This is a genomic window from Anaerobacillus sp. 63XJN7_4_ISO-PGPR-S23-413, assembly GCF_056173725.1.
Genome location: NZ_CM149688.1, coordinates 2,734,181 through 2,755,121 on the forward strand (window position 1 = coordinate 2,734,181; position 20,941 = coordinate 2,755,121).

Genomic DNA, 20,941 nt, shown 5'->3' on the forward strand with positions numbered 1-20,941 from the left:
AAATGCTCACCCCCGAAATAATTAACCGAAACGGCCTGTAATATAGTCTTCTGTTCGCTTATCTGTAGGATTAGAGAATAACTGGTTCGTATCAGAAAACTCTACGACTTCACCGTTTAAGAAAAAGGCCGTTTTATCAGAGATACGAGCTGCTTGTTGCATGTTGTGCGTTACGATAATAATACTGAAATCTTTCTTTAACTCTTGAACAAGTTCTTCTACTTTTAGAGTAGAGATTGGGTCAAGCGCAGATGTTGGCTCATCCATCAAGATAACATCAGGCTCAATTGCGAGACAGCGAGCGATACAAAGGCGCTGTTGCTGACCACCAGATAAACCGTAAGCATTTTCGCTAAGACGATCTTTTACTTCTTCCCAAAGCGCTGCACCTTTTAAGCTTTTTTCGACAATTTCATCAAGTACTTTTTTGTTTTTAATGCCGTGAATTTTGGGACCATAAACGACATTTTCATAGATTGATTTTGGAAATGGATTCGGCTTTTGGAAAACCATCCCCACTTTTGTGCGCAAATCTTCTACTTTGTATTTGTTCTCAAAAATATTTTTCCCACGATAGTTAATATCACCAGACATTTTTACAATTGGCACCATTTCAACCATTCTATTAAGAGCTTTAATAAACGTGGATTTACCACAACCGGATGGCCCGATAATGGCTGTTACCTGTTTTTCTGGAATTTCGAATTTAATATCTTTTAGAGCCTGGTCTTTTCCGTACCATAAATTAAAATTTTGAATGCTATATACAGAATCTTTTTCTTTTATCTGTTCTTCTGACCGCGGAGCTTTTACGACTTTCTTTTCATCCATAACTGTTTTCATTTTCAAAATCCCCTTTACACATTGATGAGAGTTTTACGTAGCTACAGTCTTTTAGAAAACTTATTTCGAATTAAGACAGCAATTGAATTCATAATGAGCAACATCGCAAGAAGAACGATAATTCCAGCTGCCGCAACATCATGGAACTCTGTCTGAGGTCGACTTGTCCAGTTGAAAATTTGGATTGGCATAACGGTGAAGCCGGACAAGAAATTCTCAGGCAAGTAAGCTACAAACGTTAATGCACCAATCATAAGAAGTGGCGCTGTTTCACCGATTGCGCGTGATAGCGCAAGAATTCCTCCTGTTAAAATCCCAGGGATCGCAGCTGGTAATACAACCTTTTTGATTGTTTGCCATTTCGTAGCACCCATCGCATAAGAAGCCTCTCGAAGCTCTTTTGGAACCGAACGTACAGCTTCTTGAGCAGCAACAACGATTATTGGCAAAATTAATAAACTCATCGTTAAACCACCGGCTAGAACACTGCGCCCCATTTCCAACATCCGAACAAATACAGTTAGACCAAGTAAACCAAAAACGATCGAGGGCACACCTGCTAAGTTTGAAATATTTATTTGAATAAACGTTGTAAACTTATTTTTCTTTGCATATTCTTCAAGATAAATCGCGGTTCCAACTCCAATTGTAAGTGCCACTGGAGCTATCACTGCCATCATCCATAAAGTACCGAAAAATGCTGCTTTAATCCCTGCTTTTTCAGGGAAACGAGACGCGAAATTTTGAAAGAACTCAAGATTTAAGTAACCAATTCCTTGAGTGAATATCCGATATAACAAGATAACAAGCACTACGAGTGCTAGCATTGTTGCTCCAAAGAAAATTCCTTTAAGAATCTTATTTTGTGCCAGTCTGGTTTGCATTTTACTTTTTACTTTTGCCTGATCTACTAATTGCATTAGTATTCCTCCCTGAATCTACGAGAAATATATTGCGCGATAAGGTTCATGATAAGTGTGAAAAGGAAGAGCGTCATCCCAACAGCATAAATGCTGTAGTAAATTGTTGTTCCATAACCAGCATCCCCTAGACTTACCTGCACAATATAAGATGTCATTGTCTGTATAGACTCCGTTACATCTAGAGTAAGTTTTGGTGTTGCACCACCTGCGACTGTTACGATCATTGTTTCACCGATTGCTCTTGAAATCGCAAGTACAAAAGATGCAATAATTCCTGATAATGCTGCTGGTAGAACTACTTTCACAGCAACCTCAAATCGTGTAGCGCCAAGTCCGAGTGCACCTTCTCGAATTGCGTTCGGTACAGAGCTCATCGCATCCTCTGAGAGAGATGCAACCATAGGAATAATCATAATCCCTACAACGATACCGGGGCTTAACGCGTTGAAAATAGGAAGACTCGGAATAATATTTTGTAGAACTGGTGTAACAAAAGTTAAAGCAAAGAAACCATATACAATCGTAGGAATACCTGCTAATACTTCCAGAATCGGCTTAATGATTCTTCTAACGCTATCACTTGCATATTCACTCAAATAAATGGCTGCTGCTAAACCTAACGGAATGGCAACGAGCATGGCGATCCCGGTAATCATTAATGTTCCAGAAATCAGTGGCCAGATTCCATAATCAGGGTTGTCTCCAAAAAACGGGTACCAATCTTTATTCGTAAAGAATTCAATAATTGAAACACGGTTGAAAAACGTAATTGTTTCTACAATCAATGTAAAAACAATACCAAGCGTTGTTAATACAGAGATAATTGCACATAAAAGCAATAAGCCCGGTACAAGTTTCTCCATAAACTTCGCTCGTGATTGATTTTTCTCTTTTTTGTCTTTAATCATCTGACGAACAGAGCTTTGCATTTATTACTCCCCCTCACAAAGAGCAAAACAGGATAAAGTGAGGAGCCGTAACTCCTCACCAATCTGTTTCATTTTATTCTTACTTACCAGCGATTTCTTCTAGTTTGTTCATGTCTTCTGTATACTTTTCTTCTGGAAGAGCTACATATCCAACTGCTTCTGCCATTTCACCAGCGTTTTCTAGTGCATATTTAGTGAAATCATATACTGCAGGATTTTCTTCTACTGCAGAGTGCTTCACATAAGTGTATAGCGGGCGAGACAGTGGCTCATATGTTCCATCTTGAATTGTTTCTGCATTTGGTTCTACAGCTTCACCGTCACCATTAACGATTGGAACAATGTTAAGGCTATCTTTGTTTTCAAGGTAGTAAGCATAACCGAAGAATGCCATACCGTTTTTAGAGCCAGTTACACCATTTACAAGTACATTGTCATCTTCAGAAAGTGTTGCTTCTTTCACCATTTGCTCATCTTCTAGTACTACTTCATTAAAGTAGTCATACGTTCCAGAATCTGTACCAGGGCTAAATAATTCGATTTTTTCTTCAGGCCATTCAGGGTTAACGTCGCTCCACATCGTTGCTTCGCCTAACCAGATTTTCTTTAAGTCGTCAATTGTAAGCTGATCTACCCAATCATTCTCAGAGTTAACAACGATAGAAAGACCGTCTTTTGCAATTTCAAATTCTGTGAAGTCAATACCAGCTTCTTCAAGTGCAGCTGTTTCTTCTTCCTTGATTGGACGAGAAGCGTTACTCATGTCTGTTTCACCAGCAGAGAATTTCTCAAATCCACCACCAGAACCTGAAACACCTACACTAACTTTTACATCAGGTTGTACAGAAGCGTATTCTTCAGCAACTGCTTCCATAATCGGGAATACTGTAGAAGATCCGTCCATTAGAACTTCGCCAGATACTTCTTCACCAGAAGCTTCTCCGCCGCTGTTTGTGTTACCAGAATTATTTCCGCAAGCTGCTGCGAAAATCATTACCATCGACATAACTACCATAAGCATAATGCCCTTGAACTTCATGTAATTTCCCCCTAAATGGATGTTTGTACTTTGTGACCAACCAGGTTGTTTGTGTATTGGCCTCTCAATCACAATTCTTAGAATACAGGCTAGATATTAATGTCGTATAAACCGAATGTAAAGAGATTGTAAATGCGTGTCGGAAAACGTTTTAATTAGTCTTTTTGGGGCATACCTTACTTTTGCAATGCATTCAGCCTATCACTTCACCTCAATCTGACAGATATTATTCATTAATTTGTCCTTAAACAATAAAAAAAACCGCTTTTCAGCGGTTTTTCATGAAATGCTATTCTGTTTCTTTTTTGTTAGCCTCAATAGGTTTCTTCGCTTCATCTTTTAAATCAAAATAAGCATCTAGAACGCGTCCACCTATTTTTTTATTAACATATCCTGAAGAAGAATCATTTACTTCTGGAACTACTACAGAAAAGGCTACTTCGGGATTATCATAAGGTGCATAGCCAACAAGGGTCAAATTATATCCATCTCCGATTTGCGCTGTTCCAGTCTTCCCAGCAGCTTGATAATCATCACTTTGGAAATAAGGATAATGTGTACCTGCGGTTCCATTTGCCGTATTCATAACCATCCACATCCCCTTTTGGACATGTGTCACTTCTTCTTCACTCATTTTAATTTTGTTTAACACCTCTGGAGTGTTTTGGAAAAGAATAGTATTTGATAGACCATCTTTTTCAGAAGGTTCATGAACTTCTTTTAATATGTGTGGCTCAATACGATAGCCGCCATTTGCGATTGTAGAGGTATACTGAGCCATTTGCATTGGTGTATACGTATCATACTGTCCAATTGCAAAATCGAGAATTTTACCAAATTCATTCACACCTCCGTTTAATCCTGCACTTTCACCAGGGAGATCAACCCCGGTTTTAACGCCTAGACCAAACTGAGAGAATGACTCTTTTAGCTCATCGTAAGCTGAAGGGTCATAACTACTACTTTCGTACGGAGCATAGTCATAGTCAGCCATCTTCATCGCGATTTTCCACATATATACGTTTGAAGATCTTTGTAAAGCAACTAGGTCTGATATAGGCCCCATTGCATTAGCCGTATATGAAGATTTTTTACCTTCGTCCTTAAAGTATAAAACTTCATCCACAAGCGTCGTATTCGGGTTAATAACACCATACTGATAACCTGTTAAAACAGTTGCTCCTTTAACAGTCGATCCCATTGCGTAGGAGTCACCGATCACTCCAAACGTTCGGTCTTTAAACTCTCCGTTGCTATATTCCTTACCAGCAAGAGAAAGAATTTCACCTGTTTTGGGATCCATCATGACTACATAGCCTCGTGTTGCCCCATATTGTCTTGCATCACGAAGCTCTTCATCGAGAATTTTCTCGACTTCCTTTTGAAGATCGATGTCTAATGAGAGGACCAAATCGTTTCCTCTTTGTCCTTCAATTACTTTCGGTTCACCAATTGGCTCTCCTGATTTGTCGGTCACGTAGGTTTGCTTTTCTTTTTGACCTTTTAAGTACTCTTCATATTCTTTCTCGAGATAGCTAATCCCCACTTTGTCATTTCTTTCGTAATCTCTCAAACCATAATAATCTAACTCATCTTTAGGGATTGGTCCGACCCTTCCGAAAATTGTTTGAAGAGTATTTCCATAAGGATATTCTCGAGTTGCGTCTGCTTGAATTTCTATTCCAGGTAGTGAACCAAGGTTTTCACTTACTTTAGCTATTTCATCTTCAGTTAAACCAATCTTAATTGTTTGAGATGATAAAGCGTACCCAGTATCCATCGCCCTTTTGATAGCAGCTACCTCAAGCTCTTGTGGATCGTTCTTAATCTCTTCTAAATCATCATCATTAATCCGTTCAATTTGGAGTTGATAAGCTTCACTCGACTCAAGTTCTTCCCACTCTTTTTCCGTTAGCTTTGCCTTCGCTTTTTCCGGATTCGTTACAATCCAATAATCTTTAAGATCTCGATCAATGACATCATCTGTATCTTTTTCAATATACCCAGCTAATTTCTGAGCTAATTCAAGCCTCTCAGCTTGCTTAGTATTCTGCGTTCGGATATATGTAAGCGCAAATTCAGGGTTATTATCAACCAGAACTCGCCCATAACGGTCATACATTTTCCCACGAGGTGCTGTTGATTCTGCTGTAACATTCTCAGTTTGCTCAGAAACACGCTCGTATTCTTCACCGTTTACAATCTGTATAACGCCCAGTCGAAGAATTAATGTAGAAAACAAAAGGAATACAGATAAAAATAATATATTTAGCCTTAAAGGCACATGATTTTTCTTTTTCTTCGTGTTCACGATAGACTCCCTTCCCTTAAACAAATATAGACACCTGTTCCAGACAGGTGTCTCTGCTCTCTCTTCTACTTACTATACTTAGTGATATAAAAAAAGTAAAGGGTCTAATGAGCTATTGTACGGTGTCAGGAGAAGGGTTTGGGGGATGGGGAGCTTGAAGTTTTCTTACAAATAAGTAAATAAACGAATGGCCAGCACCAACAATTAATAATAAAATCGGAATGCTCGTTTCATCGTCGAATAACGCTACTGTTATTAAGAATAAAAGAACGGAAACAATTCGTCCTAAGTTTAAGTACACCTCTCGAACGACAATGTACTCAATCCGCATTTCAGCTGCATTCCAAGCCTTACCGATCACATCGTACGTAAGCGAAATGTAGGGGACAAGTAAAAGTGGATAAGCAAGAGAAATACAAACACCATACATTAACAACCGGGCAAACGTTAGGTCGGATACAAGTAAAAAAACCGAAGCGTAAAGAATAAGTCCGCCATATAAAATAGCCTTCTTACGATATCGCGGTTTAATCAATCTCGTCGCCAAATAATAGGCTAAAAACGATACTCCTGAATTAACAAGTCCAAAAGTACCAATTGCAAGCTCACTTTCCGTCGTAATAAAAACTAGGACAACGATAATGAAAATAAAGGTACCTTCTCTTATACCTTGAAAAAAATGCGCGTGTAAAATGTTAAGCCAATCTGTATTCGCTTTTCTTTCTTGAAAAACACGTGTAAATGAAAAAGTCCCTTTGGCAGAACGACGTTCGAGAAAGAAACTTAAGATTACAGCTGCGAAAAACAAAGCAAGTGAGACGGCAAATATTACTTTGTACCCCGTGAATGCTTCTAGACTTGAAATAATAACACCAGCAAATATTGGCCCAATCATCCCAGCGAAAGATGTAAGTAAACCAAGGAATCCATTAAAGAAATCCCTTGTGTCCGGTTCTGTAATTTCGAATGTTAGCACATTAAATGCAAGCCAATAAAAGCCAAACCCTATTCCGAGTAAAGCGCCCAGTAAGATAAGCAAATGACTAGCGTTCTGACCAAGAAAAAGCACTGTTATATAGAAAAGAGCGAGAAAAATCACTCCAATCCGCAATACAATAACTCTATCCATTTTTTTAGCCCATCTACCTGCGAGAATAAAGGTAAGCGGCTGACTTATAACCGCAGCAAGGTTGTATATACCTATATCCGCAAAATCACCAGACTGCTTCCACAAGTAAACATTTACGAACGTATTTGAGAGCGCAATACTCAGCGCGTATAAACCACCGATTGTAAGTAATAACAACAAATCTTTTGTTACCTCTATCTCACCAATCATATGTTTTATAACTTTCATAACAAACTCCCCTTTTTTCATCCACCCTTATTTTGACTTAAATTCTGTTCGTTATGCGGATGAAACAAAAAGGATAAACTGTTTTTGAAAGGGGACTGGGTATGTATTACTTTCTATATCGGACAGACTACATTACTGAAGACAGTCAAATCCAACTACTTCAAAGCGTTCAACATCTTATAGGAGATGATGAACACTCGTTCTTTATTAATAGGATGAGGCACTATCTTCAAATCCAATATCGAAATGATCTCATCTCTTTAACCATCACAGATCATCAAGTTCTGATTTGTACACCTCATGATTTTGAAACTGGCTGTGATTTTACAGATTTTATAATAAATTTCATGCTACACCATTTAGGAACAATTTATACCTTAATCGAACCATAATAGAAAAACCCCCAACATAAATGTCGGGGGTTTTGAAAGCTTGGTAAATTATTTAGCTGCTTCGTAACGCTTTGCAACTTCATCCCAGTTAACTACATTCCAGAATGCAGCGATATAATCAGGACGTTTGTTTTGATACTTAAGATAATAAGCATGCTCCCAAACATCTAGCCCAAGAATTGGTGTAACACCTTCCATTACTGGAGTATCTTGGTTTGGAGTGCTTGTTACTTCAAGTTCTCCACCTTTTACTACTAGCCAAGCCCAACCTGAGCCAAAACGACCAGCTGCAGCATTAGCAAATTCTTCTTTGAAGCTTTCAAAGCTACCAAATTTCTTTTTAAGTGCTTCGCTTAGATCACCTGATGGTTCGCCGCCACCGTTAGGGCTTAGCAATTGCCAGAAAAGTGAGTGGTTAGCGTGCCCGCCACCATTGTTTCGAACAGCAGTGCGAATGCCTTCAGGAAGTGCGTCAAGGTTGCCAAGAAGATCTTCAAGGCTCTTAGATGCATGCTCCTCATGACCTTCTAGTGCACCATTTAATTTTGTTACATATGCGTTATGGTGCTTGTCGTGGTGGATCTTCATTGTTTCTTCGTCGATGTGTGGTTCTAGTGCATTGTAGTCGTAAGGTAGTTCTGGTAGTTCAAATTTAGCCATTGTGAATCTCCTCCTTAAATATAGTATGTAACTTGCTGTTAGGGTAGCGTTAGCCACCACTTGAACATGATGTCGTCACAAGTTTACACTAGCAGAATTGTCATGCGTTTTCAAATAATAAACCTTTGAATTTCCGCAACACAGATAAAGTTTCCCCTCAGTATATGGAATTAAACATCTTAAAGAAAAAAATCGGGAATTAACAGCGTAATAACATACATAAAACATAAAAAAACTCGTCATTAATTGACGAGTGGGATCTTTATTGAGTGGTGGCTCCGGACGGAATCGAACCGCCGACACGAGGATTTTCAGTCCTCTGCTCTACCGACTGAGCTACAGAGCCAAATCATGTTATCAGTATTAATTTTAATTAGTATGTAGTTTGCATTTACATTAAAAGTAATTTGGCCTTGCTATGAGCTTAGGTAGCCCCTAGGGCACTCCGATCAAATTCTAACAAAGAAGTATGTTCGACGTAGTAAGAATTTCATTTTGGTTGCACCAATGGCACTCCAATTAAATTCTGACGAAGAAGTATGTTCGACGTAGTAAGAATTTCATTTTGGTTGCGGGGGCAGGATTTGAACCTGCGACCTTTGGGTTATGAGCCCAACGAGCTACCGAACTGCTCCACCCCGCGATGATGTAAAAGAACTTAATTTGCATCCATTTTTTAGAAAGCTAACTTTTAGAAAATGGAGGAGGAAGAGGGATTCGAACCCCCGCGGGCGACTAAGCCCCTGTCGGTTTTCAAGACCGATCCCTTCAGCCAGACTTGGGTATTCCTCCGATATGCATTTGGTGGACCCTGCAGGACTCGAACCTGCGACCGGACGGTTATGAGCCGTCAGCTCTAACCAGCTGAGCTAAGGGTCCTTATGTAATAAGTGGGGCGGCTGATGGGAATTGAACCCACGAATGCCGGAATCACAATCCGGTGCGTTAACCACTTCGCCACAACCGCCATGTTGTATCGTTGAAATATATGGTAGCGGCGGAGGGGATCGAACCCCCGACCTCACGGGTATGAACCGTACGCTCTAGCCAGCTGAGCTACACCGCCATATGGCTCCACAGGTAGGATTCGAACCTACGACCGATCGGTTAACAGCCGATAGCTCTACCACTGAGCTACTGTGGAATATTTCTTAACGACAAGAACTAATATATCATATGGATAAAGAAAGCGTCAATAAGTTTTTCATATTTAATTGAATTAATCTTAATTTCAATTATGAAAATACTATATCACGCTTTCATTTTGTCATCAAGAACTTATAGGACATACACTAGGAACACAACCACCATAATCGTTTGGAGTAATCCTTTCATAACAGCTCCACCAAGAAAACCAAGCAATGAACCTACACCTACTTGAACAGATTCTTTAAAAGCTTTTCGATGAATAACTAGTTCAGCTAAGATAGCCCCGATAAATGGTCCAAGGATGATCCCTGCAAACGGAATGACAAATGGGCCAACAAGTAAACCAATTGTACTCCCCCATATCGCCGCCTTTGACCCTCCATACTTCTTCACGCCAAATAAATTACTAGCATAGTCCGCAACAAATAATAGCATCGTCAGCAGAACTTCAACAATCCAAAAGGAAATAGTCATTGAACTAAAATCAAAAAACACCCCATACAGGATAAACCCAACATAAATAAATAGTACGGCTGGAATAATTGGATAAATCAATCCCACAAATGCAATGATGAATGACGCAATGATCAGGCACCATAATAGAATATCCACGCTTTTAACCTCCCTTCAACTTGACTCTATTTTAGCGGAGATGTCACTTTTCTTCTATATAATGATAAAAAGAAGCAGAGGCATCCCTCTGCTTCCCACATTTATTCTTCTCCAATGACGGCTTCTGCAATATTCACCGCATGGTCACCAATACGCTCAAGGTTACTGATGATATCAACAAAAACAATTCCAGCACTTCCAGTACATTCACCCTCATTTAGACGAAGGATATGCTGCTTACGAAGCGTTCTTTCCATTTTGTCGATCTTATCTTCTAGCTTAACAACTTCCTGCGCCTTAGCTACATCCCATTTATCAAGTGCATCAAAGGCTTCATTGAGTGCAGAAAGAGTCAGATTAAACATTTCATCAAGGTCTTTCATAGCAACGTCAGTCATCTTCACTTTATTGCTTATTTGATAATCAACCAACTCAACAATATTCTCCATATGATCGCCAATACGCTCGATATCACGAACTGAGTCCATTAGCATACCGTGTCGTGTCGACTCATCTCCAGACAGAGAAGTTGCTGATAATTGGATAAGGTAATCTGTAATTTTATTATCCAGGTTGTTAATAGCTTCTTCATACTGAGCGGTTTTTTCAGCGCTCTTCTGACTCTTAGATGTTAAATAATTTGATGCTTCTTTAACACCCTTATAAGCAAATCCGCTCATTCGAATCACTTCTTCTTTAGCTTGTCCTAATGCAACAGATGGAGAGCGTTCGATAAATACTGGATCAAGGTGTTTTGGCTTATATTCAATCGTTGCATCATCACCAGGAATAATTTTTGTAACGAGATAGGCAAGTCCGGCAATGAATGGGAACTGGATAACAGTATTTGTAATGTTAAAGATCCCGTGTCCGAATGCAATCGTCATTTCCGGTGTTAAGTTTAATGCATCTCTTAAGTATTCAATAAACGGCGTATAGGCGAATAAGAATATTAGGAAAAGCGCCGTTCCAATTAAATTGAAAATAACGTGAGTCAGTGCTGTACGTCTAGCGGCAACGGATGCACCGATAGAAGCAAGAACTGCGGTAATCGTTGTACCGATATTATCTCCAAACAGAACTGGTAATGCAGCTTGAATATCCATTGCGTTCTGTGAATAAAGACCTTGCAATACACCAATTGTCGCACTGGAACTTTGTACAATGACAGTAAATACTGTACCGATCACAACGCCTAACAGTGGGTTCGAGCTCATGCTTACTGTTAATTCTTGGAAAGCCTCAAGGCTACGAAGTGGTTTCATTCCCGTACTCATTAATTCAAGTCCAAAGAACAACGCACCAAATCCGAAGACGATTTGACCAGCGTAGTTAATTTTCTTGTTTTTAAAGAAGAAAATTAACAAAGAACCGATGGCTATAATTGGAAGTGCGTAATCTTTAATAGGAAAACCAATAATAAATGCTGTAACAGTTGTACCAATGTTCGCACCCATTACAACGCCAATTGCTTGCTTCAGAGTCATAAATCCTGCGTTAACAAGACCGACTGTTAAAACCGTTGTTCCTGAACTACTTTGTATGAGAATAGTTACAATGACCCCAGCGAGCACACCCATAAACGGGTTAGTCGTAAAACGATCGAGAATGTCTCTTAATCGATCACCTGCTGATCGTTGAAGGCCGTCTCCCATATACTTTAGTCCAAACAGGAAAATACCAAGACCTCCCACAAACTGAAAGATCATCTCCTGAACGTTGAGTTCCATCATTTCAACCCCTTGCACTTATGTTTTATTTTTTTCGACAATACTCAACAAAGTCCCTTGTCTATTATCTACATCGCTCCCCCCTTTGTAAAGAGTTAATATAGATTTGTAAAGATATTATGCTGAAAACAAATTTATTTCAATAAAGTTTCACCAAGAATACTGTTCCCTTCTCTCTATATAAGATAAACTGATTGGGTGGAGAAACGCTCCACATTTAGAAAGGAGATTATTAATTTGAACGTTTTTAAACAACTTTACTACAGCTTATTTTCCCCTAAGATGATGGCCAGATTCCGTTTTCAAAAGCTAGGCAAGCCAATATTGTACGTGTTTTTACTTATGTTCCTTTCTTCTGTGCCAGTAGGAATTATGACGGCTCTATCCTTTACAAACGCTTATGAGGATCTCAAAACACATATGTCAGATCTACCAGAATTCACTTTAGAGGACGGATCTTTAACAAGTGAACAGTCTGAACCGCTTATTCGACAAAATGATGAAAATACTTTTATTTTTGATGCGACAGACCAGACAAAGCCTGATGATGTTGATCAATATGATTCCGTTATCGCATTCCTAAAAGATCGTGTAATCGTTGTAGATAGCGGTGCTAGACAGGAGTTTAATTACAGTAACTTTAGTTCGATGACTTTCACGAAGCAAGATGTTAATGAGCTAAGTAATAATCTGGACAACCTGCTCCCTATCTTTATTCCGTTACTGATATTCGTTATCTATTTGTTTCAAACCGGCCTTAAGTTTATAGGAGTTACCGTACTAGCTACAATTGGACTACTATTGAGAAGTATTACCGGAAGAAAAGCTTCTTATAAACAACTTTGGGTCTTATCTGTTTATTCAGTAACAATTCCAACGCTCTTCTTTGCGATTATGGCACTCATTAAAACAGCAGTCCCTTTAGGATTCCTACTTTATTGGATTGTGGCCATCATGCTACTTTATCTTACGATTAAAGAAATCCCGTTACCAAAAAAACGTGTAACGAACGAGCGAGCAAATGATTCAACAGAAGAAAAATTTTGATAATTTACTCAAATCCCTTGCTTTTCACTTTAAAGTGATGTAGATTATGAAAAAAGCGACACAATAAAATTCCATATATTTTCAATTCTTATCAAGAGAAGCAGAGGGACTGGCCCTATGAAGCTTCAGCAACCACCAGATATTTTCTGGTAAGGTGCTAACTCCAGCAAGTTGATTTCAACTTGGAAGATAAGAAGAAGAGCAACCAAAGTCTTCTTCTTATAGAGGGCTTTTTTTATTGCCCTTATTCAATGAAAAGGAGATTGATTATGTCGAATAAACAGTTAGAAACACTACTTGTCCAATTAGGTAATCATTCAGATACTAAAACCGGTGCGGTAAATCCTCCAGTGTACTTCTCCACATCGTATAGCCATGAAGGCATCGGTCAATCCACCGGATTCGATTATTCAAGAACCAAAAACCCGACACGATCCATTTTAGAATCCGCTATATCAGAACTCGAACATGGTGATCAGGGATTTGCTTTTAGTTCCGGAATGGCTGCGATTCAAGCAATCCTTGCCATATTCAAAAGCGGCGACCATATTCTCGTCTCAGATGATTTGTATGGTGGGACTTATCGATTATTTGCCCATGCTGAAAAACATTATGGTATCTCCTTCACATATTTTGATACACAAAGAAATGAACAACTTTCATCACTCCTAACTCACCGTACAAAAGCCATTTTTGTTGAAAATCCATCTAATCCATTAATGAAATTAACAGATCTTGAAAAAATTGCACGGATAGCAGAAAACAGGGACCTATTATTTATTGTAGACAATACTTTGTTCACCCCTCTTCTACAAAACCCACTACTGCTTGGGGCGGATATCGTCGTGCATAGTGCCACTAAGTATTTAGGCGGTCATAATGATATTCTCGCAGGGCTTGTGGTTGCAAAAGGTGAGAATATTTGCGCTGAAATCCAACAATACCAAAACGGTGCAGGCGCTGTGCTTTCTCCTTTTGATTCCTGGTTATTAATGAGAGGCATGAAAACCTTGCCACTCAGAATGAAGCAGCATGAAGAGAATGCCAGAAAGGTAACTGAATTTTTAACAAATCATGAAGCAATAACAGACGTTTTTTATCCAGATAAAGGTGGGATGCTTTCTTTCAGATTGCGGTCCGAAGAATGGGTAGATCTCTTTCTTAGAAAATTAACACTTGTCACATTTGCTGAAAGTCTTGGAGGGGTAGAAAGCTTTATCACATATCCTTCAACGCAAACTCATGCTGAGATACCAGAAGACATCAGACTTGAAAAAGGGGTGTGCAATCGACTGCTACGTTTCTCTGTTGGGATTGAAAACATTGATGACTTAATACAGGACCTGAATCAAGCATTGTCCATTTTTGAAGAGGAGGTTGTTCAAATTGACAAATACTGATTATACATTTCAAACAAAACTTCTTCATAACGATCACAAATTTGATAAAGCTACGGGAGCTGTTAGCGTCCCTATCCAACAGGCTTCTACATTTCATCAGATGGATTTTGACCAACCTGGAAAATACGATTACAGTCGTTCAGGCAACCCCACTCGCGAAGCGCTTGAAGAAACAATTGCCAATCTTGAAGGTGGGGTTAAGGGATTTGCGTTTGCTTCTGGGATGGCCGCTATCGCCACCTCGTTTATGCTCCTTTCACAAAACGATCACGTTCTTATATCTGAAGACGTCTACGGTGGGACGTATCGCATGATTCATGACGTTCTCGGGAGATTTGGAATTAAACATACTTTTGTAGACATGACAGATTTAAATGAAGTGGCGAGAGGTATTCAATCCAATACTAAAGTAATCTATATCGAAACGCCTTCTAATCCTTTGCTGAAGGTAACTGACATTCAAGCCGTTGTTAAATTAGCTAAAGCGAATAATTGTTTAACATTTGTCGATAACACCTTTATGACACCTGCTCTACAACGTCCGTTAGACTTCGGAGCCGATATCGTATTGCATAGTGCTACGAAATTCATTTCAGGACATAGCGATGTCGTCGCTGGTCTTGCTGCCGTAAAAAGTGAGGAATTAGCGGAACAGCTTGCATTCCTGCAAAACTCGTTTGGATCGATTTTAAGCGCTCACGATTCCTGGTTAGTTCTCCGTGGCTTAAAAACATTGCATTGTCGGCTAGATCAATCGTCTAGATCTGCGTTTCGTCTTGCGCATGCTCTTACTAAAGAAAAGATGGTAGAAGAAGTCTTTTATCCAGGGCTTTCTTATCACCCTGGTCACTCCACTCATATTTATCAAGCCGCTGGTCCTGGTGCAGTTTTGTCCTTTCGGTTACCTGATGAAAATGCCGTGCGTCTATTCACAAAGCATGTTCAAATTCCTGTTTTCGCGGTAAGTCTTGGTGCCGTAGAATCAATTCTCTCCTATCCAGCTAGAATGTCACATGCTTCTATGCCTCCTATAGAACGAAGAAAACGAGGCATCACAGATGGATTATTGCGATTGTCTGTGGGACTTGAAAATCCTGATGATTTATTAAAAGATTTCAAAAATGGATTTGCAGCTATTAGAAAGCAATACTCCGCTTCCGAAGCGAGTGGTCAACTATGAGTTTCCTTAATAAATTAAAAAACAATATTCTAATCGGTGATGGCGCGATGGGAACACTTCTCTATTCATATGGGGTAGATCAATGTTTTGAAGAGTTAAACCTATCGCATCCAGAGCAAGTATTAAACATACACCGCGCATATGTAGAAGCAGGTTCAGACGTGATACAAACGAACACCTATGGAGCAAACTACAGTAAATTAGCGAGATATGGTCTTGAAGATCTTGTAAAAGAAATGAACACTGAAGCTGTTAAATTAGCTCGACAAGCAGCAAACAAAGCGACTTATGTATTTGGAACGATCGGTGGCATACGAGGAATCAATACTCAAAAGACTTCTCTTGATGAAATCAAACGTAGCTTTAGAGAACAGTTATACTGTCTTCTACTTGAGGGCGTTGACGGGATCTTACTCGAAACTTATTACGATCTTGAAGAAATTTCATCAGTCCTTGGGATTGCTCGAAAACAAACGAACCTCCCCATAATAGCTCAAGTTTCCATGCATGAACCCGGGGTTTTACAAAACGGGACCTCCCTTCCATCTGCTCTTAAACAATTAGAAAAGTCTGGAGCAGATGTGACAGGTGTTAATTGTAGACTAGGGCCATATCACATGATTCAAGCTTTTGAAGAGGTCCCCCTTTCAACTAGTTATCTCTCTGCTTATCCAAATGCAAGTTTACCTGACTATGAGGAGGGACGATTGGTTTACCCCACTGCCCCTGATTATTTTAAACAAAGTGCTGAATCTCTCCGCAAACAAGGTGTTCGATTAATTGGAGGATGTTGTGGTACAACACCAGAACATATTGCTGCTGTTTCAAAAGCTTTAAAGGGAACAAAACCTATTACTCATAAAAAAATAGAAGTAATAGCTAAAGAAGTCACACAAACCGAAAACAACATAGAACGTTTGCCCCACTTGCATGAAATTGCTCAAAAGCAACGTTCTGTTATCGTAGAGCTTGATCCGCCTAAGAAGCTAAATACAAAGAAGTATCTCCAAGGTACGAAGGCCCTACAAGAAGTCGGAGTAGATGCTATTACACTAGCTGATAATTCCCTTGCCTCACCTCGTATTTGCAATACAGCTATGGCATCAACTATTCAGTCACAATTTAATGTTCGCCCTCTCGTGCACATAGCTTGTAGAGACCGGAATATCATCGGATTACAATCGCATATAATGGGGCTTCATACACTGGGAATTAATCAAGTACTCGCTGTTACTGGAGATCCTACAAAAATAGGAGATTTTCCAGGTGCAACTTCTGTATATGACGTATCATCTTTCGACCTTATCCGGTTAATCAAACAATTCAACAACGGGTTATCTTGTTCCGGTAAATCACTTGGGATGAAGACTTCCTTTTCGATCGCAGCAGCTTTTAACCCTAATGTTCGCCATCTTGATCGAGCTGTCGCAAGACTTGAGAAAAAACAGCAGTATGGGGCGGATTATTTTATTAGTCAGCCTATCTATAGCGAAGAACAATTAATCGAAGTACATGAAGCTACAAAACATTTAACGTGCCCTATTTACATCGGAATCATGCCGTTAACAAGCTATCGAAATGCCGAATTCCTGCATAATGAAGTACCAGGAATAAAATTATCTGATTCAATACGTAAGCGAATGTCCACAGCCACCGATGCCAGTGAGTCACAAAATGAAGGACTCGCCATCGCAAAGTCCTTAATTGATGCAGCATTCGATTTATTCAATGGCATTTATTTAATAACACCGTTTTTGCGCTACGAATTAACAGTAGAATTAACTCGTTACATTAAAGAAAAAACTCGTATTGAAGAAGAAAGGAAGATTCATAGTGGTCTACCCCTCATTTGAAGATCTACTTAAGAAGAGAATTCTTGTTCTTGATGGAGCCATGGGAACAATGATTCAACAGGCTAATCTTAAGCCCGCTGATTTTGGTGGTGAAGATTACGAAGGCTGCAACGAATACTTATCTTTAACAAGACCAGACCTTATCTCCTCAATACATGATGATTACTTAGCTTGTGGTGCTGATATTATTGAAACGAACACTTTCGGAGCGACCGATCTCGTTCTCGACGAATATAATCTTGGCCATCTTGCTGAAGAGCTTAACTACACATCTGCCATTCTAGCAAAAGAAGCAGTTTCAAAAGTGACGACATTTGATAAGCCCCGTTTTGTAGCTGGTTCAATGGGGCCAACAACAAAAACATTATCTGTTACAGGTGGCACTACATTTGAAGCTCTATGCCGATCCTATCAATTACAAGCAAAAGGATTACTAGAAGGTGGCGTAGATCTCCTCCTTGTTGAAACAAGTCAGGATATGCTAAATGTTAAAGCCGCTTTTATTGGGATTTCAAAATCTTTTAAAGAAAGCAATCGTTCTGTTCCCCTTATCATTTCTGGTACTATCGAACCGATGGGAACAACTCTCGCAGGTCAAAGCATTGAAGCTTTTTATTTATCACTTGAACACATGAACCCAGCTGTTGTTGGTCTAAACTGTGCAACAGGACCAGAATTTATGAGAGATCACCTCCGCTCTCTATCAGATCTTGCCACAACTTCTGTGAGTTGCTATCCAAATGCGGGTCTTCCAGATGAAGAGGGGCATTATCATGAAACGCCAGAAAGTTTGGCATTAAAAATTAGAGGATTTGCGGAAAAAGGATGGCTAAATGTAGTTGGCGGTTGTTGTGGAACGACACCTGCTCATATCAGAGCGATATCAGATTCTGTGAAGAATGTTCAGCCTAGAAAAGCGCCTCACTCCCACCCGCACGCAATTTCAGGGATTGAGCCATTTATCTATGATGAAAACACAAGACCTGTTCTTGTCGGAGAGCGGACAAATGTGATTGGTTCACGGAAATTCAAACGTCTTATAGCTGAGGAGAAATTTGAAGAGGCTTCTGAAATTGCTCGATCACAAGTAAAAAAAGGAGCGCAGGTTATCGATATTTGCCTAGCAAATCCTGACAGTGACGAACTTGCAGATATTGAGAATTTCATGAAATATGTTGTAAATAAAGTAAAAACCCCTCTTATCATTGACTCAACAGATGACGCGGTGATTGAAAAAGCCCTTTCTTATTCACAAGGAAAAGCGATCATCAACTCAATTAACCTCGAGGATGGAGAAGAACGATTTGAAGCTGTCACTCCTCTTATTCATAAATATGGCGCCGCCGTTGTAGTTGGCACTATTGATGAGTCAGGGATGGCGATAACAGCTGAACGTAAGCTCGAAGTTGCCAAACGCTCACATGAGCTACTCGTTTCTAAATACGGTCTCAAATCTTCAGATATCATTTTTGATCCACTTGTTTTTCCAATCGGAACAGGCGATGAACAATACATCGGCTCAGCTTCTGAAACAATTGAAGGGATAAAGCTTATTAAAGAAGCGCTCCCGGACTGTCAGACTATACTCGGAATTAGCAATGTATCATTTGGGCTTCCTCCTGTAGGGAGAGAAGTATTAAACGCTGCCTATTTGTACCACTGTACAAAAGCAGGATTAGATTACGCAATTGTGAACACTGAGAAATTAGAACGATACGCTTCCATTTCTGATAAAGAAGTTCGGCTTGCAGATGAACTTCTTTTCGAAACAAACGACATGACTCTTGCTGATTTTACAGCTTATTATCGTGGTAAAAAGAAAGAAAGCAAAGTACAAACGTCGAACCTCACGCTTCAAGAACGACTTAGTTTATATGTAGTAGAAGGAACAAAAGAAGGTTTGCTGCAGGATTTAGAAAAAGCCCTTAATGAATACAGTTCTCCACTTCAAATTATCAATGGACCTCTAATGAATGGGATGGCAGAGGTGGGTAAATTATTTAATGATAACCAATTAATTGTTGCTGAGGTACTCCAAAGTGCAGAGGTGATGAAAGCTTCCGTCGCTTTCCTCGAACCTCACATGGAAAAAGAAGATGCCTCCCATACCAAAGGGAAAGTATTATTAGCAACCGTTAAAGGCGATGTTCATGATATTGGTAAGAACCTAGTTGAAATAATATTAAGTAATAATGGTTTCGAGGTGGTTGACCTTGGAATCAAGGTTACCCCTACCGATCTTATTCATCAGATTCAGGAGCAACAGCCAGATTTTGTTGGACTTTCAGGACTATTAGTGAAATCTGCCCAACAAATGGTTCTGACCGCTCAAGATATGAAGCAAGCTAAAATATCTATACCAATTATGGTAGGCGGTGCGGCTCTATCACGTAAATTTACCGATAATAAAATTTCAGCTGAGTATGATGGACCTGTTTTTTATGCAAAGGACGCAATGGAAGGACTATCGCTTTCCAATCGGCTAAGTAATGAAGAAGAAAAAAGAACTCTTATGGAAGAGCAATCTAAAAAAAGAGCTACTCAACCTGTCATAGAAAGGAAAACTAGCTCTAATAACGGAACGGCCGTTGCTGTTAAACCTGTTTCTAATGTAACGACTGATGTGCAGGTTTATCAGCCATACGATCTCGAGCCGCATATTTTAAGAAATTACTCTGTTGCACATATTGAGCCATATATAAATATGCAGATGTTAATTGGACATCACCTGGGTCTTAAAGGGAAGGTATCAAGACTATTAAAGGAAAAAAACGAGAAGGCTGTTCATTTAAAAGAAGTGGTTGACCAGCTGTTAACTCGAGCGAAAAAAGAAAATTGGATACAGCCCTCAGCGAAGTATCAATTCTTCCCAGCACAGTCCAATGGGAATGAAGTGATCATTTACTCTCCACATGATTATCAAACAGTTATTGAACGGTTTTCGTTTCCTCGTCAGCAAAAAGAACCTTTCTTATGTCTTGCTGACTACCTTCGTTCGGTATCAAGTGGTGAAATGGATTATGTTGGATTCTTTGCTGTTACAGCGGGAAGAGGAATTCGAGAACGTTCTCTAGAGTTAAAAAATAAAGGTGATTATTTGGAAAGTCATGCACTACAAGCATTAGCTCTAGAGACTGCTGAAGGTCTTGCTGAACACATTCATCAGTTGATGAGAGATAAATGGGGATTCCCAGACCCCACAGATTTCACTATGCAGAATCGATTTTCAGCAAAATATCAGGGGCAACGCTTTTCCTTTGGATACCCTGCTTGCCCCGAACTCGAAGATCAAAACAAGTTATTTGCACTCATTCATCCCCGAGACATTGGGATTGAATTAACGGATGGATGTATGATGGAGCCCGAAGCCTCTGTCACTGCAATGGTTTTCGCTCACCCAGAAGGAAGATACTTTAACGTTTTATAAGAAACAAAAGGAGGAGCCAGGGCTCCTCCTTTCTTATCTTATGGTAATTTTAGGATCGTTTCAAACGTATCATTGATGATCTTGAAACA

15 protein-coding genes, 7 tRNA genes and 1 riboswitch are annotated in these 20,941 nt (G+C 39.5%); of the genes, 6 read left to right on the plus strand and 16 right to left on the minus strand.

Annotation, left to right across the window (positions count from 1 at the left end; translation table 11 throughout):
* Window positions 1-21: 21 nt before the first annotated feature.
* From pstB to AC0VYO_RS14505, 6 genes are all read right to left on the minus strand, one after another.
* The gene (pstB, locus tag AC0VYO_RS14480) at window positions 22-843 is read right to left on the minus strand and encodes a phosphate ABC transporter ATP-binding protein PstB (RefSeq protein WP_224883996.1); all 822 of its coding nucleotides are present in this window, start codon (window positions 841-843) and stop codon (window positions 22-24) included.
* Between the two features lie 41 nt (window positions 844-884).
* Window positions 885-1,763, minus strand: a complete 879-nt coding sequence (gene pstA / locus AC0VYO_RS14485) for a phosphate ABC transporter permease PstA (RefSeq protein ID WP_160918775.1) — start codon at window positions 1,761-1,763, stop codon at window positions 885-887.
* Entirely contained in the window at window positions 1,763-2,695 is a 933-nt protein-coding gene (pstC, locus tag AC0VYO_RS14490; RefSeq protein ID WP_098444237.1) for a phosphate ABC transporter permease subunit PstC, read from the minus strand. The genes pstA and pstC overlap by 1 nt, the downstream gene beginning before the upstream one ends.
* A gap of 79 nt (window positions 2,696-2,774) precedes the next feature.
* Window positions 2,775-3,734 (minus strand): PstS family phosphate ABC transporter substrate-binding protein, encoded by a 960-nt coding sequence (locus AC0VYO_RS14495; protein ID WP_475365491.1) that lies wholly within the window; start codon window positions 3,732-3,734, stop codon window positions 2,775-2,777.
* Window positions 3,735-4,023: 289 nt separating this feature from the next.
* A complete protein-coding gene (locus AC0VYO_RS14500; RefSeq protein ID WP_475367757.1) occupies window positions 4,024-6,045 on the minus strand; it encodes a peptidoglycan D,D-transpeptidase FtsI family protein in 2,022 nt (673 codons plus the stop codon).
* 112 nt (window positions 6,046-6,157) lie between these two features.
* Entirely contained in the window at window positions 6,158-7,402 is a 1,245-nt protein-coding gene (locus tag AC0VYO_RS14505) for an MFS transporter (RefSeq protein ID WP_475365493.1), read from the minus strand.
* A 101-nt stretch (window positions 7,403-7,503) separates the two neighbouring features.
* On the opposite strand from AC0VYO_RS14505, the gene AC0VYO_RS14510 reads away from it, so the two are divergent.
* Window positions 7,504-7,794 carry a hypothetical protein gene (locus AC0VYO_RS14510; RefSeq protein ID WP_283153980.1) on the plus strand — a complete coding sequence of 97 codons (291 nt, stop codon included), beginning with the start codon at window positions 7,504-7,506 and terminating at the stop codon, window positions 7,792-7,794.
* A 48-nt stretch (window positions 7,795-7,842) separates the two neighbouring features.
* Here the strand turns inward: AC0VYO_RS14510 and AC0VYO_RS14515 are convergent, their stop codons facing one another.
* The 10 genes from AC0VYO_RS14515 to AC0VYO_RS14560 form a co-directional block, all read right to left on the minus strand.
* On the minus strand, window positions 7,843-8,454 hold the full coding sequence (locus tag AC0VYO_RS14515; RefSeq protein WP_194222182.1) for a superoxide dismutase: 612 nt from the start codon (window positions 8,452-8,454) through the stop codon (window positions 7,843-7,845).
* Window positions 8,455-8,724: 270 nt separating this feature from the next.
* Window positions 8,725-8,800: transfer RNA gene (locus AC0VYO_RS14520), tRNA-Phe, on the minus strand.
* Between the two features lie 220 nt (window positions 8,801-9,020).
* Window positions 9,021-9,097, minus strand: a tRNA-Met gene (locus AC0VYO_RS14525).
* Between the two features lie 56 nt (window positions 9,098-9,153).
* Window positions 9,154-9,246: transfer RNA gene (locus tag AC0VYO_RS14530), tRNA-Ser, on the minus strand.
* 10 nt (window positions 9,247-9,256) lie between these two features.
* A tRNA-Ile gene (locus AC0VYO_RS14535) sits at window positions 9,257-9,333 on the minus strand.
* Window positions 9,334-9,345: 12 nt separating this feature from the next.
* A tRNA-His gene (locus tag AC0VYO_RS14540) sits at window positions 9,346-9,421 on the minus strand.
* 22 nt (window positions 9,422-9,443) lie between these two features.
* A tRNA-Met gene (locus tag AC0VYO_RS14545) sits at window positions 9,444-9,520 on the minus strand.
* A gap of 3 nt (window positions 9,521-9,523) precedes the next feature.
* A tRNA-Asn gene (locus AC0VYO_RS14550) sits at window positions 9,524-9,598 on the minus strand.
* A 134-nt stretch (window positions 9,599-9,732) separates the two neighbouring features.
* A complete protein-coding gene (locus tag AC0VYO_RS14555) occupies window positions 9,733-10,215 on the minus strand; it encodes a DUF456 domain-containing protein (protein ID WP_475367758.1) in 483 nt (160 codons plus the stop codon).
* Between the two features lie 101 nt (window positions 10,216-10,316).
* Window positions 10,317-11,945 carry a Na/Pi cotransporter family protein gene (locus tag AC0VYO_RS14560; RefSeq protein WP_283153978.1) on the minus strand — a complete coding sequence of 543 codons (1,629 nt, stop codon included), beginning with the start codon at window positions 11,943-11,945 and terminating at the stop codon, window positions 10,317-10,319.
* A 237-nt stretch (window positions 11,946-12,182) separates the two neighbouring features.
* Between AC0VYO_RS14560 and AC0VYO_RS14565 the strand changes: the two genes are divergently transcribed.
* From AC0VYO_RS14565 to metH, 5 genes are all read left to right on the plus strand, one after another.
* Entirely contained in the window at window positions 12,183-12,992 is an 810-nt protein-coding gene (locus AC0VYO_RS14565) for a DUF1189 domain-containing protein (RefSeq protein ID WP_283153977.1), read from the plus strand.
* 85 nt (window positions 12,993-13,077) lie between these two features.
* Window positions 13,078-13,188, plus strand: a riboswitch (SAM riboswitch).
* A gap of 73 nt (window positions 13,189-13,261) precedes the next feature.
* Complete coding sequence (locus AC0VYO_RS14570) at window positions 13,262-14,392, plus strand: methionine biosynthesis PLP-dependent protein (RefSeq protein WP_475367759.1); 1,131 nt, start codon at window positions 13,262-13,264, stop codon at window positions 14,390-14,392.
* Window positions 14,379-15,572, plus strand: coding sequence for a cystathionine beta-lyase (gene metC, locus AC0VYO_RS14575; RefSeq protein ID WP_430244255.1), 1,194 nt, complete (start codon window positions 14,379-14,381; stop codon window positions 15,570-15,572). Before AC0VYO_RS14570 ends, metC begins: the two co-directional genes overlap by 14 nt.
* Window positions 15,569-17,425 carry a bifunctional homocysteine S-methyltransferase/methylenetetrahydrofolate reductase gene (locus tag AC0VYO_RS14580; protein ID WP_430244253.1) on the plus strand — a complete coding sequence of 619 codons (1,857 nt, stop codon included), beginning with the start codon at window positions 15,569-15,571 and terminating at the stop codon, window positions 17,423-17,425. The genes metC and AC0VYO_RS14580 overlap by 4 nt, the downstream gene beginning before the upstream one ends.
* A gap of 40 nt (window positions 17,426-17,465) precedes the next feature.
* Window positions 17,466-20,852: a methionine synthase gene (gene metH, locus AC0VYO_RS14585; RefSeq protein WP_475369068.1), complete on the plus strand. Its 3,387-nt coding sequence runs from the start codon at window positions 17,466-17,468 to the stop codon at window positions 20,850-20,852.
* Window positions 20,853-20,941 lie beyond the last annotated feature (89 nt).

Coding starts and splice junctions, on each gene's coding strand:
- AC0VYO_RS14515 (WP_194222182.1), bottom strand. CDS start 8,454: ATGGCTAAATTTGAACTACCAGAACTACCTTACGACTACAATGCACTA.
- AC0VYO_RS14495 (WP_475365491.1), bottom strand. CDS start 3,734: ATGAAGTTCAAGGGCATTATGCTTATGGTAGTTATGTCGATGGTAATG.
- AC0VYO_RS14505 (WP_475365493.1), bottom strand. CDS start 7,402: ATGAAAGTTATAAAACATATGATTGGTGAGATAGAGGTAACAAAAGAT.
- AC0VYO_RS14580 (WP_430244253.1), top strand. CDS start 15,569: ATGAGTTTCCTTAATAAATTAAAAAACAATATTCTAATCGGTGATGGC.
- pstA (WP_160918775.1), bottom strand. CDS start 1,763: ATGCAATTAGTAGATCAGGCAAAAGTAAAAAGTAAAATGCAAACCAGA.
- AC0VYO_RS14510 (WP_283153980.1), top strand. CDS start 7,504: ATGTATTACTTTCTATATCGGACAGACTACATTACTGAAGACAGTCAA.
- pstB (WP_224883996.1), bottom strand. CDS start 843: ATGAAAACAGTTATGGATGAAAAGAAAGTCGTAAAAGCTCCGCGGTCA.
- pstC (WP_098444237.1), bottom strand. CDS start 2,695: ATGCAAAGCTCTGTTCGTCAGATGATTAAAGACAAAAAAGAGAAAAAT.
- AC0VYO_RS14570 (WP_475367759.1), top strand. CDS start 13,262: ATGTCGAATAAACAGTTAGAAACACTACTTGTCCAATTAGGTAATCAT.
- metH (WP_475369068.1), top strand. CDS start 17,466: ATGGGAACAATGATTCAACAGGCTAATCTTAAGCCCGCTGATTTTGGT.
- AC0VYO_RS14560 (WP_283153978.1), bottom strand. CDS start 11,945: ATGGAACTCAACGTTCAGGAGATGATCTTTCAGTTTGTGGGAGGTCTT.